The organism is Streptomyces sp. NPDC003456, from assembly GCF_042878735.1.
GTDB lineage: Bacteria > Actinomycetota > Actinomycetes > Streptomycetales > Streptomycetaceae > Streptomyces.
Map to the genome: position 1 here is coordinate 565,013 of NZ_JBIAOK010000001.1, position 24,178 is coordinate 589,190.

At 72.9% G+C, this 24,178-nt stretch carries 23 protein-coding genes; 10 read left to right on the forward strand and 13 right to left on the reverse strand.

Annotated features, from left to right (window positions below; translation table 11 throughout):
• Window positions 1-54: 54 nt before the first annotated feature.
• Entirely contained in the window at window positions 55-258 is a 204-nt protein-coding gene (locus tag ACFYWG_RS02035; RefSeq protein ID WP_376327720.1) for a cold-shock protein, read from the reverse strand.
• Window positions 259-589: 331 nt separating this feature from the next.
• On the opposite strand from ACFYWG_RS02035, the gene ACFYWG_RS02040 reads away from it, so the two are divergent.
• Window positions 590-2,572: an amino acid transporter gene (locus ACFYWG_RS02040; RefSeq protein ID WP_385413727.1), complete on the forward strand. Its 1,983-nt coding sequence runs from the start codon at window positions 590-592 to the stop codon at window positions 2,570-2,572.
• A 343-nt stretch (window positions 2,573-2,915) separates the two neighbouring features.
• On the opposite strand, the gene ACFYWG_RS02045 is transcribed toward ACFYWG_RS02040, so the two are convergent.
• Window positions 2,916-3,527, reverse strand: a complete 612-nt coding sequence (locus ACFYWG_RS02045) for a flavodoxin family protein (protein WP_383510163.1) — start codon at window positions 3,525-3,527, stop codon at window positions 2,916-2,918.
• A 417-nt stretch (window positions 3,528-3,944) separates the two neighbouring features.
• On the opposite strand from ACFYWG_RS02045, the gene ACFYWG_RS02050 reads away from it, so the two are divergent.
• Window positions 3,945-4,841, forward strand: coding sequence for a hypothetical protein (locus tag ACFYWG_RS02050; protein ID WP_383510160.1), 897 nt, complete (start codon window positions 3,945-3,947; stop codon window positions 4,839-4,841).
• A gap of 117 nt (window positions 4,842-4,958) precedes the next feature.
• On the opposite strand, the gene ACFYWG_RS02055 is transcribed toward ACFYWG_RS02050, so the two are convergent.
• Window positions 4,959-5,921, reverse strand: a complete 963-nt coding sequence (locus tag ACFYWG_RS02055) for an SDR family NAD(P)-dependent oxidoreductase (protein WP_389198705.1) — start codon at window positions 5,919-5,921, stop codon at window positions 4,959-4,961.
• A gap of 136 nt (window positions 5,922-6,057) precedes the next feature.
• On the opposite strand from ACFYWG_RS02055, the gene ACFYWG_RS02060 reads away from it, so the two are divergent.
• A complete protein-coding gene (locus ACFYWG_RS02060) occupies window positions 6,058-6,657 on the forward strand; it encodes a TetR/AcrR family transcriptional regulator (RefSeq protein ID WP_383510154.1) in 600 nt (199 codons plus the stop codon).
• A 119-nt stretch (window positions 6,658-6,776) separates the two neighbouring features.
• Here ACFYWG_RS02060 and ACFYWG_RS02065 read toward each other — a convergent pair whose 3' ends face one another.
• Window positions 6,777-6,971, reverse strand: a complete 195-nt coding sequence (locus ACFYWG_RS02065) for an antitoxin (RefSeq protein WP_376327729.1) — start codon at window positions 6,969-6,971, stop codon at window positions 6,777-6,779.
• A 158-nt stretch (window positions 6,972-7,129) separates the two neighbouring features.
• Window positions 7,130-8,326, reverse strand: coding sequence for a cytochrome P450 (locus tag ACFYWG_RS02070; RefSeq protein ID WP_389198707.1), 1,197 nt, complete (start codon window positions 8,324-8,326; stop codon window positions 7,130-7,132).
• A 154-nt stretch (window positions 8,327-8,480) separates the two neighbouring features.
• Between ACFYWG_RS02070 and ACFYWG_RS02075 the strand changes: the two genes are divergently transcribed.
• The 5 genes from ACFYWG_RS02075 (at window position 8,481) to ACFYWG_RS02095 (ending at window position 13,802) form a co-directional block, all read left to right on the forward strand.
• Complete coding sequence (locus tag ACFYWG_RS02075) at window positions 8,481-9,977, forward strand: FAD-dependent oxidoreductase (protein ID WP_389198709.1); 1,497 nt, start codon at window positions 8,481-8,483, stop codon at window positions 9,975-9,977.
• 134 nt (window positions 9,978-10,111) lie between these two features.
• Window positions 10,112-10,795 (forward strand): adenosylcobinamide amidohydrolase, encoded by a 684-nt coding sequence (locus ACFYWG_RS02080; RefSeq protein ID WP_385413746.1) that lies wholly within the window; start codon window positions 10,112-10,114, stop codon window positions 10,793-10,795.
• Window positions 10,796-10,872: 77 nt separating this feature from the next.
• Entirely contained in the window at window positions 10,873-11,382 is a 510-nt protein-coding gene (locus ACFYWG_RS02085) for a GNAT family N-acetyltransferase (RefSeq protein ID WP_389198711.1), read from the forward strand.
• A gap of 196 nt (window positions 11,383-11,578) precedes the next feature.
• The gene (locus ACFYWG_RS02090) at window positions 11,579-12,682 is read left to right on the forward strand and encodes a nitrous oxide reductase family maturation protein NosD (protein ID WP_383510138.1); all 1,104 of its coding nucleotides are present in this window, start codon (window positions 11,579-11,581) and stop codon (window positions 12,680-12,682) included.
• A 91-nt stretch (window positions 12,683-12,773) separates the two neighbouring features.
• A complete protein-coding gene (locus tag ACFYWG_RS02095) occupies window positions 12,774-13,802 on the forward strand; it encodes a methyltransferase (RefSeq protein ID WP_383510135.1) in 1,029 nt (342 codons plus the stop codon).
• A 115-nt stretch (window positions 13,803-13,917) separates the two neighbouring features.
• On the opposite strand, the gene ACFYWG_RS02100 is transcribed toward ACFYWG_RS02095, so the two are convergent.
• From ACFYWG_RS02100 to ACFYWG_RS02135, 8 genes are all read right to left on the reverse strand, one after another.
• Entirely contained in the window at window positions 13,918-14,250 is a 333-nt protein-coding gene (locus tag ACFYWG_RS02100; protein WP_376327742.1) for a TcmI family type II polyketide cyclase, read from the reverse strand.
• A gap of 20 nt (window positions 14,251-14,270) precedes the next feature.
• The gene (locus tag ACFYWG_RS02105) at window positions 14,271-14,750 is read right to left on the reverse strand and encodes an SRPBCC family protein (RefSeq protein WP_383499774.1); all 480 of its coding nucleotides are present in this window, start codon (window positions 14,748-14,750) and stop codon (window positions 14,271-14,273) included.
• 1 nt (window position 14,751) lies between these two features.
• Entirely contained in the window at window positions 14,752-15,006 is a 255-nt protein-coding gene (locus tag ACFYWG_RS02110) for an acyl carrier protein (protein WP_383499771.1), read from the reverse strand.
• A gap of 33 nt (window positions 15,007-15,039) precedes the next feature.
• Window positions 15,040-16,293, reverse strand: coding sequence for a ketosynthase chain-length factor (locus tag ACFYWG_RS02115; protein ID WP_383499768.1), 1,254 nt, complete (start codon window positions 16,291-16,293; stop codon window positions 15,040-15,042).
• The gene (locus ACFYWG_RS02120) at window positions 16,290-17,558 is read right to left on the reverse strand and encodes a beta-ketoacyl-[acyl-carrier-protein] synthase family protein (protein WP_383499765.1); all 1,269 of its coding nucleotides are present in this window, start codon (window positions 17,556-17,558) and stop codon (window positions 16,290-16,292) included. Before ACFYWG_RS02120 ends, ACFYWG_RS02115 begins: the two co-directional genes overlap by 4 nt.
• The gene (locus tag ACFYWG_RS02125; RefSeq protein ID WP_376327749.1) at window positions 17,555-17,998 is read right to left on the reverse strand and encodes a cupin domain-containing protein; all 444 of its coding nucleotides are present in this window, start codon (window positions 17,996-17,998) and stop codon (window positions 17,555-17,557) included. The genes ACFYWG_RS02120 and ACFYWG_RS02125 overlap by 4 nt, the downstream gene beginning before the upstream one ends.
• Before the next feature lie 67 nt (window positions 17,999-18,065).
• The gene (locus ACFYWG_RS02130) at window positions 18,066-19,229 is read right to left on the reverse strand and encodes a SchA/CurD-like domain-containing protein (RefSeq protein WP_389198716.1); all 1,164 of its coding nucleotides are present in this window, start codon (window positions 19,227-19,229) and stop codon (window positions 18,066-18,068) included.
• Window positions 19,230-19,565: 336 nt separating this feature from the next.
• Window positions 19,566-21,224, reverse strand: coding sequence for an FAD-dependent oxidoreductase (locus tag ACFYWG_RS02135; protein ID WP_389199434.1), 1,659 nt, complete (start codon window positions 21,222-21,224; stop codon window positions 19,566-19,568).
• Between the two features lie 350 nt (window positions 21,225-21,574).
• Between ACFYWG_RS02135 and ACFYWG_RS02140 the strand changes: the two genes are divergently transcribed.
• Window positions 21,575-22,519 (forward strand): RNA polymerase sigma-70 factor, encoded by a 945-nt coding sequence (locus ACFYWG_RS02140; RefSeq protein ID WP_383499758.1) that lies wholly within the window; start codon window positions 21,575-21,577, stop codon window positions 22,517-22,519.
• A 101-nt stretch (window positions 22,520-22,620) separates the two neighbouring features.
• A complete protein-coding gene (locus ACFYWG_RS02145; RefSeq protein ID WP_389198718.1) occupies window positions 22,621-23,823 on the forward strand; it encodes an NAD(P)/FAD-dependent oxidoreductase in 1,203 nt (400 codons plus the stop codon).
• Window positions 23,824-24,178: the final 355 nt, after the last annotated feature.

Genomic DNA, 24,178 nt, shown 5'->3' on the forward strand with positions numbered 1-24,178 from the left:
GAGCGAGGCGGCTGCCGGGTGGGACAGCCACCTCGCTCTCCTTTGTGCAGCCGGTCAGCCTCGGACGATGTTCTGGGCCTGAGGGCCCTTCTGGCCCTGGCCGATGTCGAAGGTGACGTGTTCGCCTTCGGTCAGCTCGCGGAATCCACCGCCCTGGATCTCGGAGTAATGCGCGAAGACGTCGGGGCCTCCGCCGTCCTGCTCGATGAAGCCGAAGCCCTTTTCTGCGTTGAACCACTTCACGGTGCCGCTGGCCATACTGATCGATCCTTCGTCCATACCCGGGAGCAGCCCTCCGTCCGGGCATGCTCCGGCTCGGTGCACGCGCACCAGCCACAACCGTTGTACCCCGCGACGCCGCGCCCACCCGGCTGACGACACGACCACTCGTCCCGGGGGACCTGCGCGCGCTGCGGCGACAGCTTGCTTGTTCCAGCGAGTGATCGCCTGAGGCAACCCGCTGATCGAGGGCACCCCGGGTACTTAGTGGCGTGATCGCAAGGACGCATACTCGGTGATCGTTGCGGCGGCGTCCAGCGACGGCTTCCGCGACGCATCCGATGGACAGGCAGGGAAGGGCGTGGGGGACATGGGCAGTGCAGATCAGTCGGTGATACCGGAGGTGGTGGACAGCCCCGCTTTGCGGGCGCAGCCGACGGGCAAGGCGGCGCGATGGCTGTTGCGGCATCAGGTCCAGCCCGTGGGGCCGGCGGCCGGTGAGAGTCATGCCGAGCCCCATGCCTGGTGGAAGGTGATGTGCCTGACCGGCGTCGACTACTTCTCCAGCCTGGCCTACGTGCCGGCGATCGCCGCGCTGGCGGCGGGGGCGGTGTCGCCGCTGGCGACGCTGCTGATCGTGGCGTTGACGCTGCTGGGGATGCTGCCGATGTACCGCAAGGTGGCCAGACAGAGCCCGCACGGGGCCGGGTCGGTGGCGATGCTCGAAGACTTGTTGCCGTTCTGGTGGGGCAAGCTGTTCGTGCTGGTCCTGCTCGGGTTCGTCGCCACCTCCTGGATCATCACCATCACCCTGTCGACGGCGGATGCCTCGGTGCACGTCGTGGAGAACCCCTTCTTCCCCGCCGCGCTGCACGGGCACGAGGTCGCCTTGACCGTGGCGCTCCTGCTGGTTCTGGGTGGTGTCTTCCTGCTGGGGTTCAGCGAGGCCGTCAGCGTGGCCATCCCGCTGGTCGCCGTGTTCCTGGTGCTGAACGCCGTCGTCATCGCCATCGGCATGGCCCACGTGTTCACCACCGACGGCGCGCTGTCGGCCTGGACCGACGCGCTCGCCGACGGCGGGGGCGGCTTCGGTGACATTGCCGGCCCGGCACTGCTGGCTTTCCCGCTGCTGGTGCTGGGCCTGTCCGGTTTCGAGACCGGCGTGTCCATGATGCCGCTGATCGCGGCCAAGGGCACCGACGACGAACAGCGCCTGCGTGTGCGGATCCGCAACGCCCGCCGGCTGCTGACCACCGCTGCGCTGATCATGAGCGTCTACCTGCTGTCCGCCAGCTTCGTCACCACCGTGCTCATCCCCCACGACGAGTTCGAGCCGGGCGGCGCGGCCAACGGCCGCGCGCTGGCGTGGCTGGCCCACGAGCACGTCGGAGAAGCGTTCGGCACGGTCTACGACATCAGCACCATCCTCATTCTGTGGTTCGCCGGTGCGTCCGCGATGGCCGGATTGATCAACATCGTTCCCCGCTATCTGCCCGGATACGGCATGGCCCCCGAGTGGGGACGCGCCGTGCGCCCGGTCGTCCTCGTCTACACCGCGCTGTGCGTGGTGATCACCATCGGGTTCGATGCCGACGTCGATGCCCAGGCCGGTGCCTACGCCACCGGGATCCTGGCCATGATGGTCTCCGGGGCCTTCGCCGTGACCGTCTTCGTCGCCCGCAGCCGGCGGCGCGCGGCCACCGTAGGCTTCGGCCTGCTCACCGCCGTGCTCCTCTACGCCCTGGGCGCCAACATCATCGACAAGCCGGACGGCATCGCCATCTCAGGCTTCTTCATCCTCGGCATCGTCATCGTCTCGCTGATCTCCCGTGTCGCACGCACCACCGAGCTGCGCGCCGACCGCCTGGTCTTCGACGAGACCGCACGCCGGTTCATCGCCGACACCCTCGCCCACGACCGGTCCATCAACATCGTCGCCAACCGCCGCCAGGCCGGGGACGAAGCCGAATACGCCGCCAAGGAACGCGAGCAGCGCGGCACCAATCCGGTCCCCGGCTTCGCCGACGTGCTCTTCCTGGAGATCGACGTGGTCGACCCGTCCGACTTCAGCGAGACCCTCACCGTCCACGGCGTCGAAGTCGGCGGCCACCGCATCCTGCGCGCCCAGGCGCCGGCCGCGCCCAATGCCATCGCCGCGATCCTGCTCGCCCTGCGCGACGCCACCGGGGTGCGACCGCACTGCTACTTCGCCTGGGCCGAAGGAAGCCCGCTGAAGCACATGTTCCGCTACTTCCTCCTCGGCCGCGGCGACACCGCCCCCGTCACCCGCGAGATCATCCGCAGCCACGAACCCGACCCCGACCGCCGCCCCGGCATCCACGTCGGCGGCTGAAGTCGTGCCACCGCCCCGGCAAAGCACTTCGCCGGCGCCGGGGCAACGCCGGTGTGGAGCCAGGTGGCAGGTGGATCACTTGCGTGCGTCGGCGTGCCTGCTCGCCACTCGCGCCCATTCCTTGCACTCCTCGGCGAACACGAGGCCGCGGCGGCCTCCTCCCGCGAGGCCGCCCGCCGCACGACCAGCGCTCCGGAGCGCCGTCATCTCAGCGCCTGCGCCCATCGCCTGGAGTCCCGTGTGTAACGCTCCCCCGTGACAGTCGCCTCCCAGCGGCACGACCCGGGCCAGCCCTGCCAGCAAAAGCAGGGCGGCGCAGTGCGACCAGGCCCGTGCCGGACGATCACTGCGGTGGCGCCCCCACAGGGTGCGCGGCCAGGGCCCGTGCGGTGCCGTACAGGTTGGCCGCCATGGCCCGGCCGGTCTTGTGCGCCCACTCGTGGCCGCGGTCGTCGTCGAGGTAGTCCGGGCCCGGGCCGGGGCCGAGGTGCCAGTACGTCCACGACTGGCCCGGGATGGTGTAGCCGATGTCGCACAGCGCACCGTTGATCTCGCTGATCACGTGGTGGGCGCCGTCCTCGTTGCCGGTGACGACCACACCCGCGACCCGGTTGTAGGCGACGGGACGGCCCTCGTCGTCCCTCTCGGACAGCATCGCGTCCATCCGTTCCAGGACGCGCTGGGCCACCGACGAAGGCCGCCCCAGCCAGGTCGGGGACGCGATCACCAGGATCTGCGCCTGCAGCAGCTTGGCGTGGACGGCCGGCCACTGATCGCCCTCGGCCACCGCCTCACTCACCACAGCGGGGTGCAGGTCGAGATCGACAGCGCGAAGGTGCTCCACCTCCACACCCCCGTTGTCCTCAAGCCACTTCCCGACCACCTCGGCCAGCGCGGCGGTGTTGGAGGCATCGGGCGACTTCTTGAGCGTGCAGTTGATCACCAGTGCTTTCATGACAAGTGGCCTACCCCTCCCGGCCCCGGCCACGTCGGCGTGCCCTCACTCAGACGATCGCAAGTCCCCTGACCGGGCCATCGACAGCGACAGCGACAGCGACAGCGACAGCGACAGCGACAGCGACAGGGCGAGCAATCACCGGGCGCGGCCTGGCGGCCGGCCCGGCCGCCAGGCGGGCGCTGGACGACGGCGGGCGCGAGCGCGGCTCCGGAGTGGTGTGCTTGAACTGGCGTCGCCGCAGCCAGCGGCGTGCGGTTGCCGGGACGGCCCACGGCTCAGCGCGCAGGCAGCGCCTCGCCGAACCGGCACGGAAGCGCACCGAGGCAGGGACGATTCATGCCGCACAGGGCGAGAACCAGAACGGGAGGTTCCCGGAAGGAGCCCTCCCCTGAGCGCTCGCTGCTGGCGTCGGTCGTGAGCGATCCCGGGCACCTCCCCGAGGTCCTCGCCGACTTCGCGGTCCGCCGTGTCGGTCCGGCCGTGTCCGAATCCGTCGCCGCACTCCGGCGGAATCACCCCACCGCCACCGAGGCGGAGCTGCGGGCCCGGGTGATCACCCGCGGCCGCCGGGCCGTCGTGTCGGAGGGAGCCCTCGTGGGCGGCCCGTTCCTCGTGCTCATCCCCGTCGCGTTCTGCGCGGCGCTGCTCCGCCAGGCGCGTACGGTCCTGGAGTTGGCCGCGCTGGACGGCCGCGACCCCACGGCGGGCCCGCGCGCCGCCGAGCTCCTCGTACTCCAGGGCGTCTACGAGGACACCCGGCAGGCGCAGCACGCGCTCACCCGCACCGGAAGCGTCACCGGCGCACCCGCCCGCTGGAAGCGATGGGTGACCCTGTGGAACGTGACCCTGCGCATGGCCCGCCTGCTCGGGATCCTCACGCCGGACGACGGGAGTCGTGATGCGGACCGGTCCGTGGGCCGGGTGGGCCGGATCGCCGTTCAGGCTTGGCGGTGGTCACTCCTCTGCGTGGTCCTTCTGGTGGGGATGGTCGCTCCTCTCGTCTGGCTTCCGTACATGGCGGCGACCTACCACCGCGCCGACACCCGACTGGCAGAGCGCGCCCTCGCCTACTACTTCGCCGACACCCCGCAACGCCCCCGCCGGCGGACCCCCCGCCTCGAACCGGACGTCATCGCGGCCACGCTCCGCGCGGTCCTCTCGCTCCTCGTCCCGGTCGCCCTGATCGCCATGACCTTCCTGACCGGCCTGCGCATCGCCGACAGCCGCTGGCCGGTCCTGGGCATCACCCTGGCCGCCGCGTCCGCGACGGTCGGCGCCCTCTGGTACCGAGGACGCCACCGGCACAGTTGACAGGCTGTGGCAGCCGGTAGCCGGGCCGGTGAGGTAGACCGGGTCGCCGATTGCAAGGGCACTCGCTCGGGGTGTGGGTGTCTCGCGACAGTCCCTCCCCGTCGCACCCCCAGGCGGTCAGTCGTGCGTGCCCAGGGCTTCCCGGGACACCTGCCAGAGCCGGGCGGCCGCCTCCGGGTCGAGCGCGTGGTCCGCCACACCGTTGCGGGCGCCCAGCTCTCCGCGGACCGCCTCGTTGCAGTCCTCGAAGTAGCGGCCGCTGACACCGTCCAGCAGCGGCGAGGCGGCCAGCAGCACGGAGGTCGCCGCACCCTGCTCCGTCGTCTTCCAGCGCAGCTCCGCGCCCCCTGCCGCCCGGGCGCGGAGCCGGGCCAGTTCCGCCTCGGAGACGTGGCGCTGGAGGTTGGTGCGGATCCCGCCGGGCATCAGCGCGTTGACGGTGATGCCGTCCGCCGCCCAGCGCTGAGCGGCCTCGACCGCGAACAGGACGTTCGCCGTCTTCGACTGACCGTAGGCCGACCAGGGTTCGTAGGGGCGTTCGTGGAAGTGGATGTCCTCGAAGACGACGCCGGAGCGGTGGTGGGCGCTGGAGCTGACGGCCACGACGCGGGCCCCGCCGTCCCGGGCGAGGGCCGGGTGCAGGCCGGTGGCCAGGGCGAAGTGCCCGAGGTGGTTGGTGGCGAACTGGAGCTCCCAGCCCTCCGGCGTGCGCAGCTCCGGTGAGGCCATCACGCCGGCGTTGTTGACCAGGATGTGCAGGGGTCCGTCCCAGGCGGCGACGAACGCGGCGACCGAGGCCTGGTCGGCCAGGTCCAGGGCTGCGACGTGAATGTCCTTGTTGCCGGTGGTGGCGGTGACGTCCTGCGCGGTGCGCTGTCCGGCGCCGGTGTCCCGGACGGCGAGCGTGACCTGCGCACCCGCGGAGGCGAGGGCGCGTACGGTCTCGACGCCGATGCCGGAAGCGCCACCGGTGACGACGGCGCGGCGGCCGGTGAGGTCGACGCCCTCGACGACCTCTGCGGCGGTGCTCTCCGCTCCGAACGGCGTGGTGAGACGTGCGGGGGAAGTGCTGGAGTTCATGGTGGTTCCCGTCTGGCTGCATGCCTGATGAGGGCGCGAAGGCCGGCACGGCCGGTAGAGTAGAAACCGGAGGAGCCTCCGCATACCTGAAGACTAAGCGGAGGATGCTCCGTTTGCAACCAGAGGAGGACGAGTCGTGACCGCCGACCCCCGGCCGCTGCGCGCGGACGCGCGCCGCAACCGCGACCGACTGATCGAGGTGGCCGCACGGGCCTTCGCCCAGGACGGGACGAACGTGACGCTCGGAGCCGTGGCCAAGGAGGCGGGGGTGGGCATCGGCACGCTGTACCGCCACTTCGCCACCCGGGAGGAGCTCGTCGAGGCGGTCTACCGCACCGAGCTGGAGAAACTGTGCGCCTCCGCCTCGGAGCTCCTGCGCACCCAGGCGCCCGACGCCGCGCTGCGGGCCTGGATGGACGGCTTCGTCCGCTACATGACCACCAAGCGCGGGATGTCGGAGGCACTGCGCGCCCTGATCGCCGGCGGCGGCGATCCCTTCTCCCGGAGCAGGGCCATGCTCACCGCCGCGATCACGGAGCTGCTCGGCGCCGGGCGAGAGGCGGGCCTGGTGCGCGCCGACATCGAACCGGACGACGTGCTCTTCAGTCTCAGTGGCCTGTCCCTGGCGGCCACGACCCCCGAGCACCACGCGCGGATGGCGCGTCTGCTGGATCTCCTGATGGACGGGCTGCGCCGCCACGGCCCCCCGGCCACGGAGCCCACGAGCACCCGCTGAGCCGCCGCCCCTCCCCGCGCGGAGCGGCGGGAGCCGTCAGCCGGTCGTGCGGGCCGGAGCCGCACGCGTACCGCCGCCCCCGGCGCGATGCGCCGGGGGCGGCAGGACGAGGCGGCCGGTCAGTGTTCCGACGTCCCGCCGTCCCGGTAGGAGCGTCGCACCGTGTCCGCGGCCTTGTCGGTCCGGGCGTCGTACTTGTTGCCCGTCCGCTCGTCGACCATGCGCTCGGCGCCGCTGACGCCCTTGTCCGCCTGGTCGGGATGACCCTTGGCCATCTGCTTGGCCTTGTTCATCATGTCGCCCAGCTTGCCCATGGGGAGTACCTCCGGGGAGTGCGCGTACGTCGTACCCGGCGCAGGTACCCCTCCCGGCGTGGACGAATCACCGCAGTCGTCTCATACGAGCCTGCCTGTCATCCGCGGGCGCCGACCCGTGCGGCCAGGTCCGCCCGGGCCGTCACCCCCGGCGCCGGTCACCACGTGACCGGCAGCTCCACCGGGAAGCGGCGGATGGTGCGGGTGTCCCAGGTCAGCTCCTCGGCGGGGACCGCCAGGCGCAGGCCGGGCAGGCGGGTGAACAGCACCTCGACGGCGACTGTCAGTTCCGCGACGGCGAGGGTGCTGGCGACGCAGTGGTGGCCGCCCCAGCCGAACGTCATGTGCGGGTGGGGCGCCCGGTCGACGTCGATGACGTCGGGTGCCTCGAACACCTCCGGGTCCCGGTTGGCCGCCAGGTAGGAGACGTGGACGAAGTCACCCGCGCGGATCAGCGCACCCTCCAGCTTCACGTCCTCCAGTGCGACGCGCGGGATGCCGACGCCCTTGCGGAAGGGGATGTGCCGCAGGAGTTCGTCCAGCAGCCGGGGCAGCCGTCCGGAGCCGTCCTCGACCAGGGCGCGCAGATCGGGCCGGGTCAGCAGGGTGTAGGCGATGTTGCTGATCTGGCAGGTGGCCGTGTCGTTGCCGCTGAGGATGAGCGTCAGCGCCAGCACGGCCAGTTCGTCGTCGCTCAGCGGCTCCTCCCCCTGCTCGGACGCCGCCATGGTGCTGATGAGATCGCTGCCGCCGTCCTTGCGGCGTTCGGCGACGAGCGCGGTGAAGTAGGCGCGCAGCTGCTGCTTGGCCGCGACCGCCGCCTGCCTGGCCTCGGGCGCCGTGGTGAGCATCTGCTGCGTGAGGCGCAGCATGAGGGGACGGTCGGCGGCCGGTACGTCCAGCAGCGCGCAGATGGTGTGGTTGGGCAGCGGCTCGGACAGGCAGCGGGCCAGGTCCGCCGGCGGTCCGCTCTCGACCATCTCGTCCACGAGCCGGTGCGCCACCCTCTCGATGGCCGGCGTCATGCCCTTCACGCTGCTCTGGGTGAAGGCCCGGGCCGCGGCGTGGCGCAGCCGGGTGCTGCGCGGCGGGTCCATCACGTTGAGCGACTCCGGGGAGACGATCGGCTCGGGAGTCATCCGCGGGTAGTCGCGGCCGACGACGGCGGCCCGGCTGAAGCGCGGGTCGGTCGTCACCTGGCGGACCCCCTCGAAGCTGGTCACCAGCCACGCCTCGGCCTCGCCGTACGGCAGCCGGATGCGGGTGACCGGACCGTCCGCCATGAGCTGTGCGAGGGAGGGGTCGAAGGCCAGTCGTTCGCTGTGGTCGAAGGGGCAGGCGGGAGCGTGGGCCATGGGTACTCCTGAGGGCGTGCGGGGGTGCGGCCATGTGGGCGGAACCGGTCGGCGCGGGCCACGGCCGCCCTGCCCGAGGGGGACATCTCGCATAGTGCGGCAGAGCGCCGCTCCACGCACCCAGTGCCGCTCGAACGGCAGAAAGCAGGGAGACGTGCCCGATCCCACCCCCCAGTCACCCCGTCGGCCGGCCGTGGACGTGCTGGTCGTCGGTGCCGGACCGACCGGTCTCACCCTCGCCTGCGATCTGGCCAGGCGCGGTGTGCGCACCCACGTCATCGAAGCGGCCGCCCACCTTCCCGCGGGCTCGCGCGGGAAGAGCCTGCAGTCGCGCACGCTGGAGGTGTTCGACGACCTCGGCGTCGGCGACGCGGTGCATGCCGCCGGTTCCCTCTTCCCGCCCATGCAGACCTGGCACGACGGCGAGCGCCAAGGCGAGTGGCAGCTGATCGAGCCCGACCCGGACGCACCGGTGTCGCGCCATCCGCGCCCATGGCTGGTCCCGCAGTGGCGCACGCTGGAGATCCTGCGCGACCGGTTCCTGGAACTCGGCGGGACGCTGGAGTGCGGTGCGCGGCTGAGCGGCCTGACACAGTCGGACACGCAGGTGACGGCCGAGGTGACCCACTCCGACGGTGGACGGCGCCGGCTGGCGGCGCGCTATCTGGTGGGTGCCGACGGCGGCCACAGCACGGTGCGCGAGTCGTCGGGCATCGCCATGAAGGGCGACGACGGCGGGCTGCGCTCGGCGGTGGTGGCGGACGTACGCGTCCGGGGGCTGGACCGCGAGCACTGGCACATCTGGCCCGACCCGGCCGGTGAACTGCTGATGTGCCCCCTGCCCGGGACGGCGGACTTCCAGCTCAACGCGAAGATCACCGGGGAGGAGTTCGCCGCGACGCCCGAGACCGTGCGCGAGCTGGTCGCCGCCCGTACCCATCTGCCGCCGGACGCCGTGACGGACGTGGGATGGTTCTCGTTCTACCGGCCCCGCACCGCACTGGCCGAGCGCTTCCGGCAGGGGCGCGTGCTCCTGGCGGGGGACGCCGCTCACCTGCACCCGCCCGGCGGCGGCCAGGGACTGAACATCGGCGTGCAGGACGCCTACAACCTCGGCTGGAAGCTCGCCCTGGCCGTCGGTTCCCACACCCCTGACTCGCTGCTGGACAGCTACGAGGCGGAGCGGCGGGCGGCGGCGGCCGAGGTGCTGGAACTCAGCACACGGCTGTACCGGGCGGGCCGCCGGACCGAGGACGCCGGTGAACAGGCCCGCTACCGGGGGCGGGTCTGCCATCTGCTGTCGGTGCACTACCGCGACAGCGACCTGTCCACCGACACCCGCGAGGACGCTTCACCGACCGGTGTCCGGGCCGGCGACCGCGTCCCCGACCTGCCGTGCGTCACCGCCGACGGCCCCCACGACAGTCTCTTCGACCTGCTGCGGGGCCCGGAGTTCACCCTGCTCGCGGTGAACTGCCCGCTCCCCGAGGCGGCTTCACGCATCCGTGCCCACCGGGTGACCGGCGGCCCGCTCGCCGACGCGCTGGGCACCGGCCTGTTCCTGATCCGCCCGGACCACCACATCGCCCTGGCCACCGACGCTCCCGGACACCTCGAGCCCTACCTGACCCGGATGGGTCTGCGCCTGTGACGGCCTTGGGTCTGCGCCTGTGACGGCCTGACGGGCCGGCGGCGCCCCTCCGGCAGACGCCGGGTCCGCCCACCGGGCGCCGGGACGGCACGGCATACGATCGGCGGTAGCCGTCCTGCAAGGAGTGCCCGTCCGTGACCGCCGCCATCCCGCTGCCCCGCCCCGCCACCGATCTGCTGGCGGTGGAGCAGTTCAGCCGCGTCGAGGACGGCGAGCGGCTGCACGGTCTGCTGTGGCGGGCGGGCGACGGCTGGCGGATGGTCAGCAGCGCGGTCCTCGGCGGAGGCATCGGGACGCGGTCCTTCGTCCTCAACGCCCAGGTGGCGCACGGCTACCGGCGCACCGACCCCGCCCGGCACCTCGCGGAGCTCGCCCGGGCCGCCGGGGCCCGCGGGCCGGGTGTCGGGCTGATGACGGCGGCCGACGTCCGGGCCTACGGCCACGCCCGTGACGGCGGCGTGGAAGCGGTCGCCACGGCGGGGCTGGGGGTGCGCGGCTGGGCGGCGTCCCCGGCGGCGGGCCGTGACGAGGACACGCGGCCGGGCACGGTCAACGTCGTCGTCGCGCTCCCCGCGGCCCTGTCCGACGCCGCGCTGGTCAACGCCGTGGCCACGGCCACCGAGGCCAAGGTGCAGGCCCTGCTCGACGCGGGCTACGACTGCTCCGGGACCCCCACGGACGCCGTGTGCGTCGCCGCCCGCTCCCCGCTGGCCGGGGACGACGTCCACGCCTTCGCCGGTCCCCGCTCGCTGTGGGGCGCGCGCCTGGCCCGTGCCGTCCACCGCGCCGTACGCGACGCCGCCCCCGCCGGGCCGTGAGGCCCGAATCGGGTGGATCGGCCTGGGCCGTCCGGCGTACTGTCACGGCTCCGGTGGTGCCCAGACAGCAGGTGATCATGGAACTTCGTCCTTTCGCCCCTCCGCACGCCTCCGCGGTCGCGGGCTGGCCGACGTCGGCGGAGGAGGTCCTCATGTGGTGCGGGCGGCACGAGTTCCCCCTGTCCGTGCGGACGCTCTCCGGATGGCACGAGGATGACGACGTACGGCCGCACGTCCTGGTCGAGGGCGACACGCCTATCGCCTGCGGGGAGTTGTGGTTCGACGCCGAGGAGAACGAGGTGGAGCTGGCACGGCTCATCGTGGCACCCGGGATGCGGGGCGAAGGACTGGGCCGTCAGCTCGTGGCCGGGCTCCTCGCCCGGGCCGTCGAGGCCGGCTACGACGACGTCTTCCTGCGGGTGCACCCGGACAACGACCGGGCGCTCGGGTGCTACCTGGGCGCCGGCTTCGTACCGGTCGATCCGGCGCTCGCCGAGAGCTGGAACGCCGTCCAGCCGGTCCCCTACACCTGGCTGCGCAACGCTCGCGCGACGACGCCGGACGCACCTCAGGGCCTCACGGACTAGGTGTGTCGTCCCGGGACGTTGGTGACACGGCCCAGGGCCCGCGGCACGAGGCGGCCGGCACCGGGCGCACAGCGCGGGGAGCGCGGGCCGCCGGGCGCGGGTGCGGTCGCGGGCGGACGGCGAGGGCGCCTGGTGCCACGCCGCCGGATGGCCCATCGCGCCGGTTCTGGGGCATTGTCGCCCTAACCTGCGCGATATGAACAAATGCCATATCGCGTATCTGGCGTGCACGGCCGCGCTGCTCGGGACGAGCCTCGGTGCCGCTCCGTCGACCGCCGCCGCCCACACGGTCCGCCTGGTGAAGCCGGGCGACTCGATCCAGCGGGCGGTCGACGCCGCCCGGCCCGGTGACACCGTGCTGCTGGGGCACGGCGTCCACCACGGCAGCGTCGACGTGACCACGCCCGGGATCACGCTGCGCGGGATGGGGCGCGGCACTGTGCTCCGGCCGGAGGCGGCCACCGGTGCCTCCGGCACCGCGAAGGCCGCCAAAGCCGCCTCGGCCGCCTCCGGCACGTGTGCCGCGGCCGGCAACGGCATCTGCGTCACGGGCACCAAGGGCGACAGCGTCGAGGGTGTCACCATCTCCGCCCTGACGGTCACCGGCTTCCGCAAGACCGGCGTCCACGCCCGCTTCGCCGAGGCACTCACCGTGCGGAACGTCACCGCGGCCGGGAACGGGGTGTGGGGCATCGCCACGGAGCGCTCACCCCGCGGGGTGTTCCGCGGCAACACCGCCCGCGACAACGGCGACGCGGGCCTGTTCCTCGCCAACACGGTGACGGAGGAGGAGGGCGCCTCGGACGCCGGGGGCACGGTGGTGGAGCGCAACCGGCTGGAGGGCAACCGGATCGGCCTCACCGTCCGCCGGCTGCGCAACCTGACCGTCGCCGGCAACCGCCTCACGGGCAACTGCGCGGGCGTGTTCGTGGTGGGCGACGAGAACAAGCCCAAGGCCGGGCGGGTGACCGTGCTCGGCAACCGCATCGAGCGCAACAACAAGTCCTGCCCGAAGACCGCCCGGCTCGACGCCCTGCAGGGCTCCGGCATCGTCCTGACGGGCACCGACGAGAACCTGATCACGCAGAACGTGATCAGGGACAACGCCGGCTCGTCCCCGCTGTCGGGCGGCATCGTCGTGTTCAAGAGCTTCGTGGGCACGCCCAGCGAGCGGAACCGGATCAGCGACAACCTGCTCAGCGGCAACTCCCCGGCGGACCTGGTCAACACGGACCCGGGCGTGGGCAACACGTTCCAGGGCAACTCCTGCGCCTCCTCGCAGCCCGCCGGCCTGTGCTGACGGTTCGCCGCCGGCCCGCGCGCACCCGCGCTCACCCCACGCACGTCCGGACACCCCTGTGCTTCACGTGAATCGATCAGGAAGGCGGCACATGACGACCACTCAGCCCGCTCCTCCGCCGTCCATGCGGCTGCGGGAGCTCGTTTTCGGGGCGGCCTGTGCCGCCGCCCTGCGCGCGGCCGCCCGGCTGGGCGTGGCCGACGCCCTCGGCGACGCGCCGATGGCCGTGGAGGACCTCGCGGCGTCGGTGAAGACGGAACCCGCCCCGCTGCGGCGGCTCCTGCGCGCGCTGTCGTGCTACGGCGTGTTCAGCGAGCACCCGGACGGCACGTTCGCGCACACCGACGTCTCGCGGCTGCTGCGCGAGGACGATCCCGAGAGCCTGCGGGCCATCGCCCTGTGGTGCACCGAGCCGTGGACCTGGGACGTCTGGCCCAAGCTGGACGAGGCGGTGCGCACCGGCCGCAGCGTGGTGCAGGACCTGTACGGCAAGGAGTTCTTCCCCTACCTCAACGAGGACGCCCCGGAGTCCGCCGACGTCTTCAACCGCGCCATGACGACCTCCAGCGTGCAGTCGGCGCAGGACGTCGCCCGGTTCCTCGACCTGTCCGGGTGCGCGTCGGTCGCCGACATCGGGGGCGGCCAGGGGCACGTGGTGGCGAGCCTGCTGGACAAGTACCCCACCCTGGAAGGCACGCTGCTCGACCTTCCCCGGGTGGTGGAGAACGCGGTGCCGCGGCTCCTCCCGGGCGGGGACCTCGCGGACCGGGCACGCGTGGTGCCGGGCGACGTGCGCACGGCCGTCCCGGTGAAGGCCGACGTCTACGTCATCAAGAACGTCCTGGAGTGGGACGACGAGAGCACCGCGCGCACCCTGCGCAACGTCCGCGAGGCCGGGGGCGCGGGGACACGGGTTGTGGTCATCGAGAACCTCGTCGACGACACGCCCTCCATGCGCTTCAGCACCGCGATGGACCTGCTGCTGCTCCTCAACGTCGGCGGGGCCAAGCACACCACCCGGAGCATGGAGGACCGGCTGACCCGGGCGGGACTCGTCATCGACGACATCAGCCCGGTCAACCCGTATCTGCACGCGTTCGACTGCCACATCCCCGGCTGATCCGACCGCACGCCGGAGGGCTCCCGGTCACCCCCGGGCCTCCTCCGGCACCGCAGACACCGGTCGCCGGGTCCACGACGTCGTGGACCCGGCGACCGGTGAGGGCCGGCGGCGGTCAGCCGGCCGGCTCGCGCTCCCAGAGGTAGAAGCGCTGCGCCATGGCGTCCTTCGGGGACCGCCAGGTCGCGGGGTCGTACGCGCTGACATAGGCGGCCAGCCGGTCGCTGACGTCCCGGAACTCGGGGTGCCCGGCGACCTGGGCGATGGCCTGCCCGGGCTCGCGGTCCGACTCGATCAGGTGCATGTACACATCGCCGAACTGGAAGAGGCTGCGCCGGGTCACGCCGACGAGGTGCGGCAGCTCCCCGCGGTCGGACTCCGCGAACACCTTGGCGATGTCGGGCGCCGATCCCGGGGCCATCCGGGCGACGATCAGGGCTTGGTGCATGGGAGTGTCCTCCGTCCGGCTCAGCGGGTCAGACCGGGACTCTCACCGCGCTCCGCGGCGATCTTCTCGATGCGGTCGCGGATCAGGCCCATCTGCACCTTGGAGTTGCGGTTGATGTTGTCCGTCATCCAGGCGTCGTCGACCGGTGCGTCCGGCTTCATCGCGAAGTCCTGCGTCCACACCATCCGGGTCCCGCCCGGGACTTCCTCGTACTGCCAGTGGATGTCCATGTGGGCGAAGGGACCCGTCTCGACCCGGCGGGCGTCGACCGTGAGCGTGTCGCGGTTCGGCTCGCGTTCGGAGACCCAGCTCCACACGGTGCCGTTCTCGTCAGGGTGCATCGTGAGCCGGAAGGTCGTCCTGCGGCCCTCCCGGGACAGGATCTCGACGGAGGCGTACTCGCTGAACAACTGCGGCCAGTTCTCCAGGTCGTTGGTCACCTCCCACACCAGGTCCACGGGTGCGGCGATGGTGATCTCGTTCTGCGTGTGTCCGGCCATGTCACGCTCCTGCCAGAAGGGCGCCGTTGACGAGGTCGAGGAACTGCCGGGGCGACTTGGAGCGCTCCGCGTCGGTCGGCATCGGCGTGCCGTACCGGTTCTCCAGTTCGCCCACGATGCCCAGCAGGCCCAGCGAGTCGACTCCCATGGACTCGAAGAGCGCGCCGTCCTGGCGCAGTTCGGCCGGGCTGACGGTGGCGCCGGCGCACTTCTTCATGAGTTCGGACAGCTCTTCCACGGTGATGCGGTCACTCATGGCGTTTTCCTTCCTCTCCGGTTGCGCGGCGCCTCACGACGAGGCGCCGGTGGCGCCGTGCCGCAGCACCAGCGCCGAGTTCGACCCCATGAGCCCGCGGCTGAGGACCAGGGCCGTGCGCACCTCGGCGGTGCGGGCCCGGCCGGTCACGAGGTCGAGGTCGTAGCAGATGTCGAAGACGTTCGGCGTCGGCGGGATCACGCCGTGCTCCATGGAGAGCACCGCTGCCGCGACGTCCATCAGCGGTCCCGCGCAGTAGCCCCGGCCGATGCCGGTCTTCGGCGCGGTGACGGGCACCCGGGTGCCGTGGGCCCCCAGGGCGTCGGCGAGGGCGCGGGCCTCGGCGCGGTCGGCCGACGGTACGCCGAGGGCGTCCGCGAAGACCACGTCGATCTCCTCGGGGGCGCACTCGGCCTCGGCCAGGGCGCCGCGCACGGCCTGGGCGAGTCCTTCCGCGGAGTCCTCCCAGCGGGAGGCCCCGGTGAAGGTCGCGGCGTGCCCGGCCAGGTGGGCCCGCACCCGGGCGTCCCGGGCCCGGGCGGTCTCCTCGGCCTCGACGACGAGCATGGCGCCGCCTTCCGCGGGGACGAACCCGCAGGCCGAGGAGGTGAACGGGCGGTAGGCCCGGGCCGGGTCGTCGGCCGTGCTGAGTTCCTCGTAGCCGAGCTGGCAGACCACCGAGTAGGGCGCGATCGGTGCCTCCGTCGACCCGGCCACGATCACATCGGTGCCGCGGCGCACGGCCCGTGCCGCGTGGGCGAGGGCGTCCAGGCCGCCGGCCTCGTCGGCGGCGACCACCGAGCAGGGGCCCTTGAAGCCGCGGCGGATGGAGATCTGGCCGGTGCTGGCGGCGTAGAACCAGGCGATGGACTGGTACGGGCCGACGTAGCGGCTGCCCTTGCCCCACAGTTGCTGCAGTTCGCGCTGGCCGAACTCGCCGCCGCCGGAGCCGGCCGCGGTGACCACCCCGACGGAGAACGGGGCGTTGTCGGTCTCCGAGCGGGGCAACCGGGCGTCGTCCAGGGCGAGATCGGCCGCGCCCATGGCGAAGTGGGTGAACCGGTCGGTCTGGACGAGGAAGCGCTCCTCGATGGCCGCCGCGGGGTCGAAGTCGCGCACCTGTCCCGCCACCCGCAGCGGCAGGTGCTCGCAGCCCTCGCGGGTGACCCGGTCCAGGACGCTGATGCCCTCCCGGGTGGACTTCCAGAAGGTCTCCGTGCTGGATCCGTTGGGCGCGATCACACCGATTCCCGTGACGGCCGCGCGCCGCGGACGGGGTGCGTTCATCGTGTCCTCTCCCTCGGCCGGCTCATGACCACCGCGGACTGGAAGCCGCCGAACCCGCTGCCCACGGAGAGCACGCTGTCGAGCCTGCGCTCGCGGGCCACGCGCGGGACGTAGTCCAGGTCGCACTCGGGGTCGGGCGTCTCGTAGTTGGCGGTCGGCGGGACCACCTGGTGGGCCAGGGCCAGCACGCACGCGACGAGTTCGATCGCCCCGATGGCGCCCAGGGAGTGGCCCACCATCGACTTGATGGAGCTCATGGGCGTCTGGTAGGCGTGCGCGCCCAGCACCCGCTTCACCGCGGCGGTCTCGTGGCGGTCGTTCTGCTTGGTGCCCGAGCCGTGCGCGTTGACGTAGTCGACGGCGGTGGGGTCGAGCCGCGCGTGGTCGAGGGCGTCCTCGATCGCGCGGGCCATCTCCACGCCCTCGCTGGTCAGGCCGGTCATGTGGTAGGCGTTGCCGAACGTGGCGTAGCCGCCGAGCTCGCAGTACACGTGGGCGCCGCGGGCCCGGGCGTGCTCCAGCTCCTCCAGGACGAGGACGGCGCCGCCCTCGCCCATGACGAATCCGTCCCGGTCCGCGTCGAAGGGACGCGAGGCGTGGGCAGGGTCGTCGTTGTTCGGCGAGGTGGCCTTGATGGCGTCGAAGCAGGCCATGGTGATCGGGGAGATCGGCGAGTCCGAGGCGCCCGCGATGCAGACGTCGGCCCGGCCCTCCTCGACCGTGTGGAAGGCGTAGCCCACCGCGTCCAGCCCGGAGGTGCAGCCCGTGGAGACGGTCTGCACCGGCCCGCGCGCCCCGAACCGCTCCGCGACCGTCGCGGCCAGGGTGCTGGGCGAGAACGCGCGGTGCAGGTCCGCGCCGGCCTTGCGGTGGTCCACGTCCCAGCGTTCACCGCCGTGGCTGACCAGGACGTAGTCGTTCTCCAGCCGGGTGGTGCCGCCGACCGCCGTGCCCAGCGAGACGCCGACCCGCCACGGGTTCTCGGCGCCGACGTCGAGACCGGCGTCCCGGACCGCTTCGTTAGCCGCCACCAGGGCGAACTGGATGTAGCGGTCGGAGCGTTCGGCCTCGCGCGGGTCGAGTCCGTGGGCGGTGGGGTCGAAGTCGCACTCGGCGGCGATGCGCGACCGCAGACCCGCAGGGTCGAAGAACGTGATGCCGCGTGTCGCCGTGCGCCCGGCCGACAGCAGATCCCAGAAGGCGGGTACGCCGATACCGCCGGGCGCGACGATGCCTATACCGGTGACCGCCACGCGTCGGGTCATGACCGGACCTGGTCTCGTCCGGCCGCCTCCGCCCCCACCACCGCGGACTCGGCGCCGGTGTCCTCGGTGTCCACGTGGCCCAGCGGCGGGCTCGGGGCGAGGGGACCGAGGTGGAACACCAACCGGGCCTCCACGTTGCCGACGTTGCGGAAGCGGTGGCGCACGTTGATCGGGATGAGCAGCCCCTGCTCGGGCAGGAGCGGGTGTGGCTCTCCGTCGAGGTCGACCTCCAGCTGCCCGCACACCACGTACACGAACTCCTCCGAGTACGGGTGGTAGTGCTCACCGATGCGGTCACCGGGGTCGATGAGGGCCACGCCCATGAATCCGCTGGTGGCGCCCACCGCCGTCGGGGTGAGCATCGCGCGCAGGTCACCGCCTCGCCGGCGGTTGGGCTCGACGTCGTTCAGGCTCACGATCTTGGGACGGGATGTGATCACGCGTTCCTCCGTTGATGTGCTGCACCGGCGTGGGAGAGGCGGGCACCGCCTCTCCCCGGGTTGGCGGTCAGGCGTCGGGCGCCCGGCGGTCGGTGACGAACTCCATGCGCGCCAGCTCCAGCAGGCGCGCCGGGTCGGCGTCCGCGGACGCGTCGGCGGCGTCGTCGAGGAGCGTCGTCAGCTCGGCCGTGCGCGCCGGGTCGGACAGGCCGAGGATGCGGGCCGGGTCGGCGTCCTCCAGCGCACCGCGCATGTCGACCAGCCGTACGACGACGTCGTCGCGCTGGAAGATCGTGCTGCGCAGGACCGGGTTGCGCGGGTCGTCCGCCGCCGCCTCGTCGTGGTGGGCCAGCAGTTCGGCCAGCCGCATCCCGCACTCCGGGCGCGCCGGGTAGTACAGGGCGTGCCGCTCGGCCCGCTCGGCCCGCTCGGCCCGTTCGTCATGGTTTCCGGCGCTCACGTGGTGCACGGCCGGCAGCGCGGCCCGGGTGAAGAAGACCCGGGCGGACTCGGGGTCGTTGAGGTCCCTGTCCTGCTCCAGGTACGGGTTGATGGCCTCCTCGACGGCGCGCACCTCGGGCTGGCGGGCGACGTGGCGCAGTGCCGCCAGCAGGTCGCCGCGGACCTCGACGGCCCGCACGACCCGGTTGCCGTGCATGTACAGCGAGGTGCGGCACAGCCGGGTGGAGTCGTCGACCTTCGGCTCGGGCGAGGCGTACTCGGCGAGGATCTTGGCGACGACGTCCTCGCTGCCCGGCTTGACGGTGAAGGTCAGCGCGTGCCGGATGACACCGTCACCGATGCGCGGGGCCGCCTGCAGCCGCCGCTGCGCCGCGTCGGGGCCGTCCGCCGGACCGCCCGTCTCGCGGACGACGTGGAAGCGCAGCGATCGGGTGTCGCGGACGCAGTTGTGCAGCGGCCGCACCATCTGCACGTGCTCCTCGCTGTTGACCCAGGCGAGGAAGGGCGGGGCGCTCTCCCATTCGCTGGTGATGAGCCACTGGGAGGGGTTCTCGATCGACTGGCACAGCTGGTCGCTGACGTGCCCGGGGACGGACGCGACCTGGTTGCACAGCTGCTCGTAGGCTTCGAGGAACTCCTGCTGCGCGCCGTCGTTGACGTCGACCAGGAGGACGACTCGCAGCCGGGAGCCGTCGAACACGGACTGGGAGACATGGTGCGACGCCTGCCGCACCCGCGAACCTGCGGCCCGTTCGGACGTGGTGGTCATCCTGCGCACAGCTCCTTCACGGAGGGGAAAGTGGGCGCCGGTCGCATGAGGCGACGTCAGCGTTCCTCGATCCTGTGGCCGATTCCACGCATCGCGCGACTCGGGTGTAGTGCAGGAGTGATGCGGCGGGGGCGGACGGGGGGCATATGCCGGGGCGGACCTGCCGAACCGTGTTTCCGGGGGTGCGCGGCCCGTGCTCGCCCGCACAGGTGACGGCCGGGGCGGGGCACGGACGGTTGCCTTCTACATGTTTCCGGGGGCGGGCCCGCGTGGTTCCCGCGGAGCCGCGCGGCGGCCCGGCCGCGGTCGGCTGCCGGGCCGCTGCGTGGAAGGGCGTCAGCCGACGGCCAGTGCGGTCCGCAGGACGTCCCGCAGCACCGCCTCGGCGTCCGCCTCCGGTCCCTGGGACCGCCAGGCCACGAACCCGTCGGGCCGGACGAGGACGGCGCCGCCGGGCCCGGTGCCGTGCCGCTCCGCCCAGTCGGCGGAGTCCTCCGGGACCAGGTCGGCCGAGCCCGGAGTGCCCACCCGGTAGGACTCCAGCGGCAGGGACAGCTCGGCGGCCAGGCGGACGGCGGCGTCGTGCCACCCGTTCGGCTCGGCGGCGTCGCTGAGCAGCACCGGGGCGCGCTCGTAGAGGTCGAGGGTGGAGATCCGGTCGTCGCCGCGGCGCACCCACAGGTGGGGGGCCCGCGTGCCGGGTGCGCCGGTCAGGTCGAGGCCCTCGGGCACCACCGGGGCCTCGGGGTCGGCTCCGACGACGGCGCCCTGCGGGTAGCGGTAGCCGAGGGCGACGTTCAGGATGCCCCGCTGGGGGCCTGAGCCGCCCGCGCCGGGGGGCGGGGCGAAACCGGGGTGGCTGTGCTCGGCCGACCGGGCGGCGGCCCGGGCGCTGGTGGCCTCGGCGACGGGCCGGCGCTCGGCGTCGTAGGTGTCCAGCAGGTCCTCCCCGGCCCAGCCGTCGAGCACGGCGGCCAGCTTCCAGGCCAGGTTGTGGGCGTCCTGGATGCCGGTGTTGGAGCCGAAGGCACCGGTCGGGGACATCTCATGGGCCGAGTCGCCCGCCAGGAGGACACGGCCCGAGCGGTAGCTGCGGGCGACCCGCTGGGCGGCGTGCCAGGGCGCCTTGCCGGTGATCTCCACGTCGAGGTCGTCCACCCCGACGGCGCGGCGGATGTGCTCGGCGCACATCTCGTCCGTGAACTCGTCCAGGCTCTGCCCCTGCTCGGGGTGCCAGGGGGCGTGGAAGACCCAGTTCTCGCGGTTGTCCACCGGCAGCAGGGCGCCGTCGGCCTCCGGGTTCGTCAGGTAGCAGACGATGAAGTGGCGGTCGCCCACGACGTCGGCGAGCCGGCGGGAGCGGAAGGTGAGGCTGACGTTGTGGAACAGGTCGCCGGGTCCGCTCTGGGTGATCCCGAGCTGTTCGCGCACGGGGCTGCGCGGGCCGTCCGCGGCGACGAGGTAGTCGGCGCGGACGGTGGTGTGCTCGCCCGTCTCGCGGTTCTTGACCTGGGCCGTCACCCCGGCGGAGTCGCTCTCGAACGACATCAGCTCGGTGGAGAAGCGCAGGTCGCCGCCGTGGGCGCGGGCGTGGTCGAGCAGGACCGGCTCCAGGTCGTTCTGGCTGCACAGGCACCAGCCGCTGGGGCTGTAGCGGGCCAGACCGCCGCCCGGGTCGATGTCCCGGAAGAGCCACTCGCCGGCGTCGCCGACCAGCGTGGGGGTCTGGAGGATGCCGTGGTTGACGGCCAGGGTGGCGGCCGCGTCCCGGATCGCCTGCTCGACGCCCGCCACCCGGAACAGTTCCATCGTGCGGACGTTGTTGCCGCGGCCCCGGGGATGGATCGAGGTGCCCGCGTGACGCTCCACCAGCATGTGCGGCACGCCCAGCCGTCCCAGGAACAGGGACGTCGACAGGCCGACCAGGGAGCCGCCCACGATGAGGACCGGGACGTGGACGGTGTCGGGGCCCGTCCCTCCGGCTCGTTCGTTCATCACTCTCGCCTCCAGCGCATCGATGCCGCCGGCCAGGCCGGACACGGCGGCGATCCTCATGCATGCCCCGGGAAGCTGACGGTGCCTCAGGCTTCACCCGCCTGCTTCGTGCCCCCGGCGGAAGGGTCCCGGCCCGCGGTCCGGGACGCCCGACGGCCGTGGGGCGCTCCCGCCGCGGCGTACCGCGCCGGGTGCCGTACCCGAGCGCGCCGTCGACAGGACCACCGTCCGCGGCGCGGTCCGTCGCCGACTCCCCTCACCGGCGCGGCCCTTCGCACCGGCGCCCGGCGCCGGCCCGCCCGGCCGGGGGCCCGCGGCAGCCGGCGGGCGGGGCGGTTAGGATCCGGGCCATGGTGCTGACCGCGCACGACGTGGACCGTTTCGAGGCGTCCAGGCCCCGGCTGGAGGCCATCGCCTACCGCCTCCTCGGCTCGGCGAGCGAGGCCGAGGACGCCGTGCAGGAGACGTTCCTGCGGTGGCAGGCGGCCGACGTCGACCGCATCGAGGTGCCCGAGGCCTGGCTGACCAAGGTGCTGACCAATCTGTGCCTCAACCAGCTCACCTCGGCCCGCGCCCGGCGCGAGACCTACGTCGGCCAGTGGCTGCCCGAGCCGCTGCTCGCCGGGGACCCGATGCTCGGCCCGGCGGACACGGCCGAGCAGCGCGAATCGGTGTCGTACGCCGTCCTGGTGCTGCTGGAGCGGCTGTCGCCCAACGAGCGCGCGGTGTACGTGCTGCGCGAGGCCTTCGCCTACGCGCACCGGGAGATCGCCGAGATCCTCGACATCAGCGAGGCCGCCAGCCAGCAGATCCACCATCGGGCGAAGAAGCACGTGGCGGCGGGCAAGGCCCGCGCCGAGGTGGACGAGGCGGCGGCGCGGAAGATCATCGACGAGTTCCTGGCAGCCGCCACCAGCGGGCGCACCGAGCCGCTCGTCCGGCTCCTCACCGAGGACGCCGTCGCGGTCGGTGACGGCGGCGGGAAGGTCCCGGCCCGTGCCCGGGCCTTCGAGGGCGCCCGCGCGGTCGCCACGTTCATGCGGGGCCTGTTCAAGCCGAGCAAGGCCAAGCGCGACCTGGTGGGCGGCTCCCCCGACATCCACGCCGCGACCGCCAACGGCGGGCCCGCCCTGGTGGTGGTGGTCGACGGCCGGGTCGTCGGCGTCATGTGCCTGGAGATCGGCCCCGACGGCATCGCCGCGTTCCGCAGCCAGGTCAACCCCGACAAGCTGGAGCGCGCGACGCGACGGTGGGCCGCCGGCGAGCACGGAGAGCCCCTGCTCCGGGTCTTCTGACCCCCTCCACGCCAATGTGACGCGCATCACATGGCCTGCCTGTCAGGAAGCGGGACGCCGCCCGGTTCAAGAGGCGAACCCGCTGACGACAGGAGCAGGCCATGCAGCACCGCATCATCGTTCTCGGAGCCGGATACACCGGGGCGACCGCCGCCGGCCGCATCGCCAAGCGGCTGCACCGCGAGGACGTCGCCGTCACGCTGGTCGACGCCGAGCCCGACTTCGTCGAACGCGTCCGGATGCACCAGCTCGCCGTCGGCCGGGAGCTCACGCCCCGGCCCCTCGCCGAGATGTTCGCGGGCACCGGCGTGAGGCTGAAGCTCGCGCGGGTGACCGGCATCGACGCCGACGCCAGGAGGGTCACGGTGACCACCGGCGGCGGCACCGAGGACCTGGAGTACGACACCCTCGTCTACGCCCTGGGCAGCGGCTGGGACGACCAGGGTGTCCCCGGCGCCGCCGAGCACGCCCACCAGATCGCGAGCCGCCGCGGTGCGCTGCGGCTGCGCGAACGCCTGGCCGGCCTGGCAGCCGGGCAGCCCGTGGTCGTGGTCGGCGGCGGCCTCACCGGCGTGGAGGCCGCGACCGAGATCGCCGAGGCGCGCCCGGACCTGCACGTCGCCCTCGCCGCCCGCGGCGGGCTCGGCGACTGGCTGTCCGACAAGGGCAGCCGGCACCTGCGGCAGGTGTTCGCCCGGCTCGGCATCACGGTCCACGAGAACACGGAGGTCACCGCGGTCGGAGCCGACCGCGTCGTCACCGCCGACGGGACGGCCGTCCCCGCCGCGGTCACCGTCTGGACCACCGGATTCGCCGTCCACCCGATCGCCCGGGCCTCGGCCCTGCAAGTGGGCGAGACCGGCCAGATCGTCGTCGACGCGACGATGCGCTCCGTGTCCCACCCGGACGTCTACGCCATCGGTGACGCCGCCCTGGTGGCGGGCCCGGGCGGCAAGCCGCTGCGGATGTCCTGCGCCTCGGGCGTCCCCACCGCCTGGCAGGCCGCCGACGCCATCGCGGCCCGCCTGACCGGCGGGAAGCTCCCCGACGTTCCGCTGCGCTACTTCAACCAGTGCATCTCCCTGGGCCGCAAGCAGGGCCTGATCCAGTACGTCACCGCCGACGACCGCGCGGTCCGCCACGCGCTCACCGGCCGGCTCGCCGCGGCCTACAAGGAACTCGTCTGCAAGGGCGCGGCCTGGGGTGTCGCCCATCCGACCCTGGGCCTCCCGAGCCGCCGCCGCCGGATCGTCGCCGCGCCCACCCGCACGGCCCCGGTGACGGAGGCCGAGGCCACCGCCTGACCACCGGCAGCAGGAACAGGCGGGCGCCCCGGGGCCGGGGACGCCCGCTTCGGCCGCGTTCCGGCGCCCGGGCCCGGCCGCGCGGTCCGCGCCGCCCCGCCGGGCCGCCGCGGGTCCCCTCGCCTCGGACACCCGTACCAAGGGTGATTCCCACGCATATGCCGTCTCCGTCCATCTCACTGCTGCCACCCTGCCGTTGGTGATCCAATACCGGCGGGGGCCCGTCCGGCGCCGCCTCTCCACGGGGATGCGCCGGCCGGGGTGCTGAGAGGGCGGGGCGTGACAGCAGAGCGGTCCACGAATGATGTGCTCACCTCTCCCAGTGACACCTCGCGGGGCGCCGGGACCGCCTCCG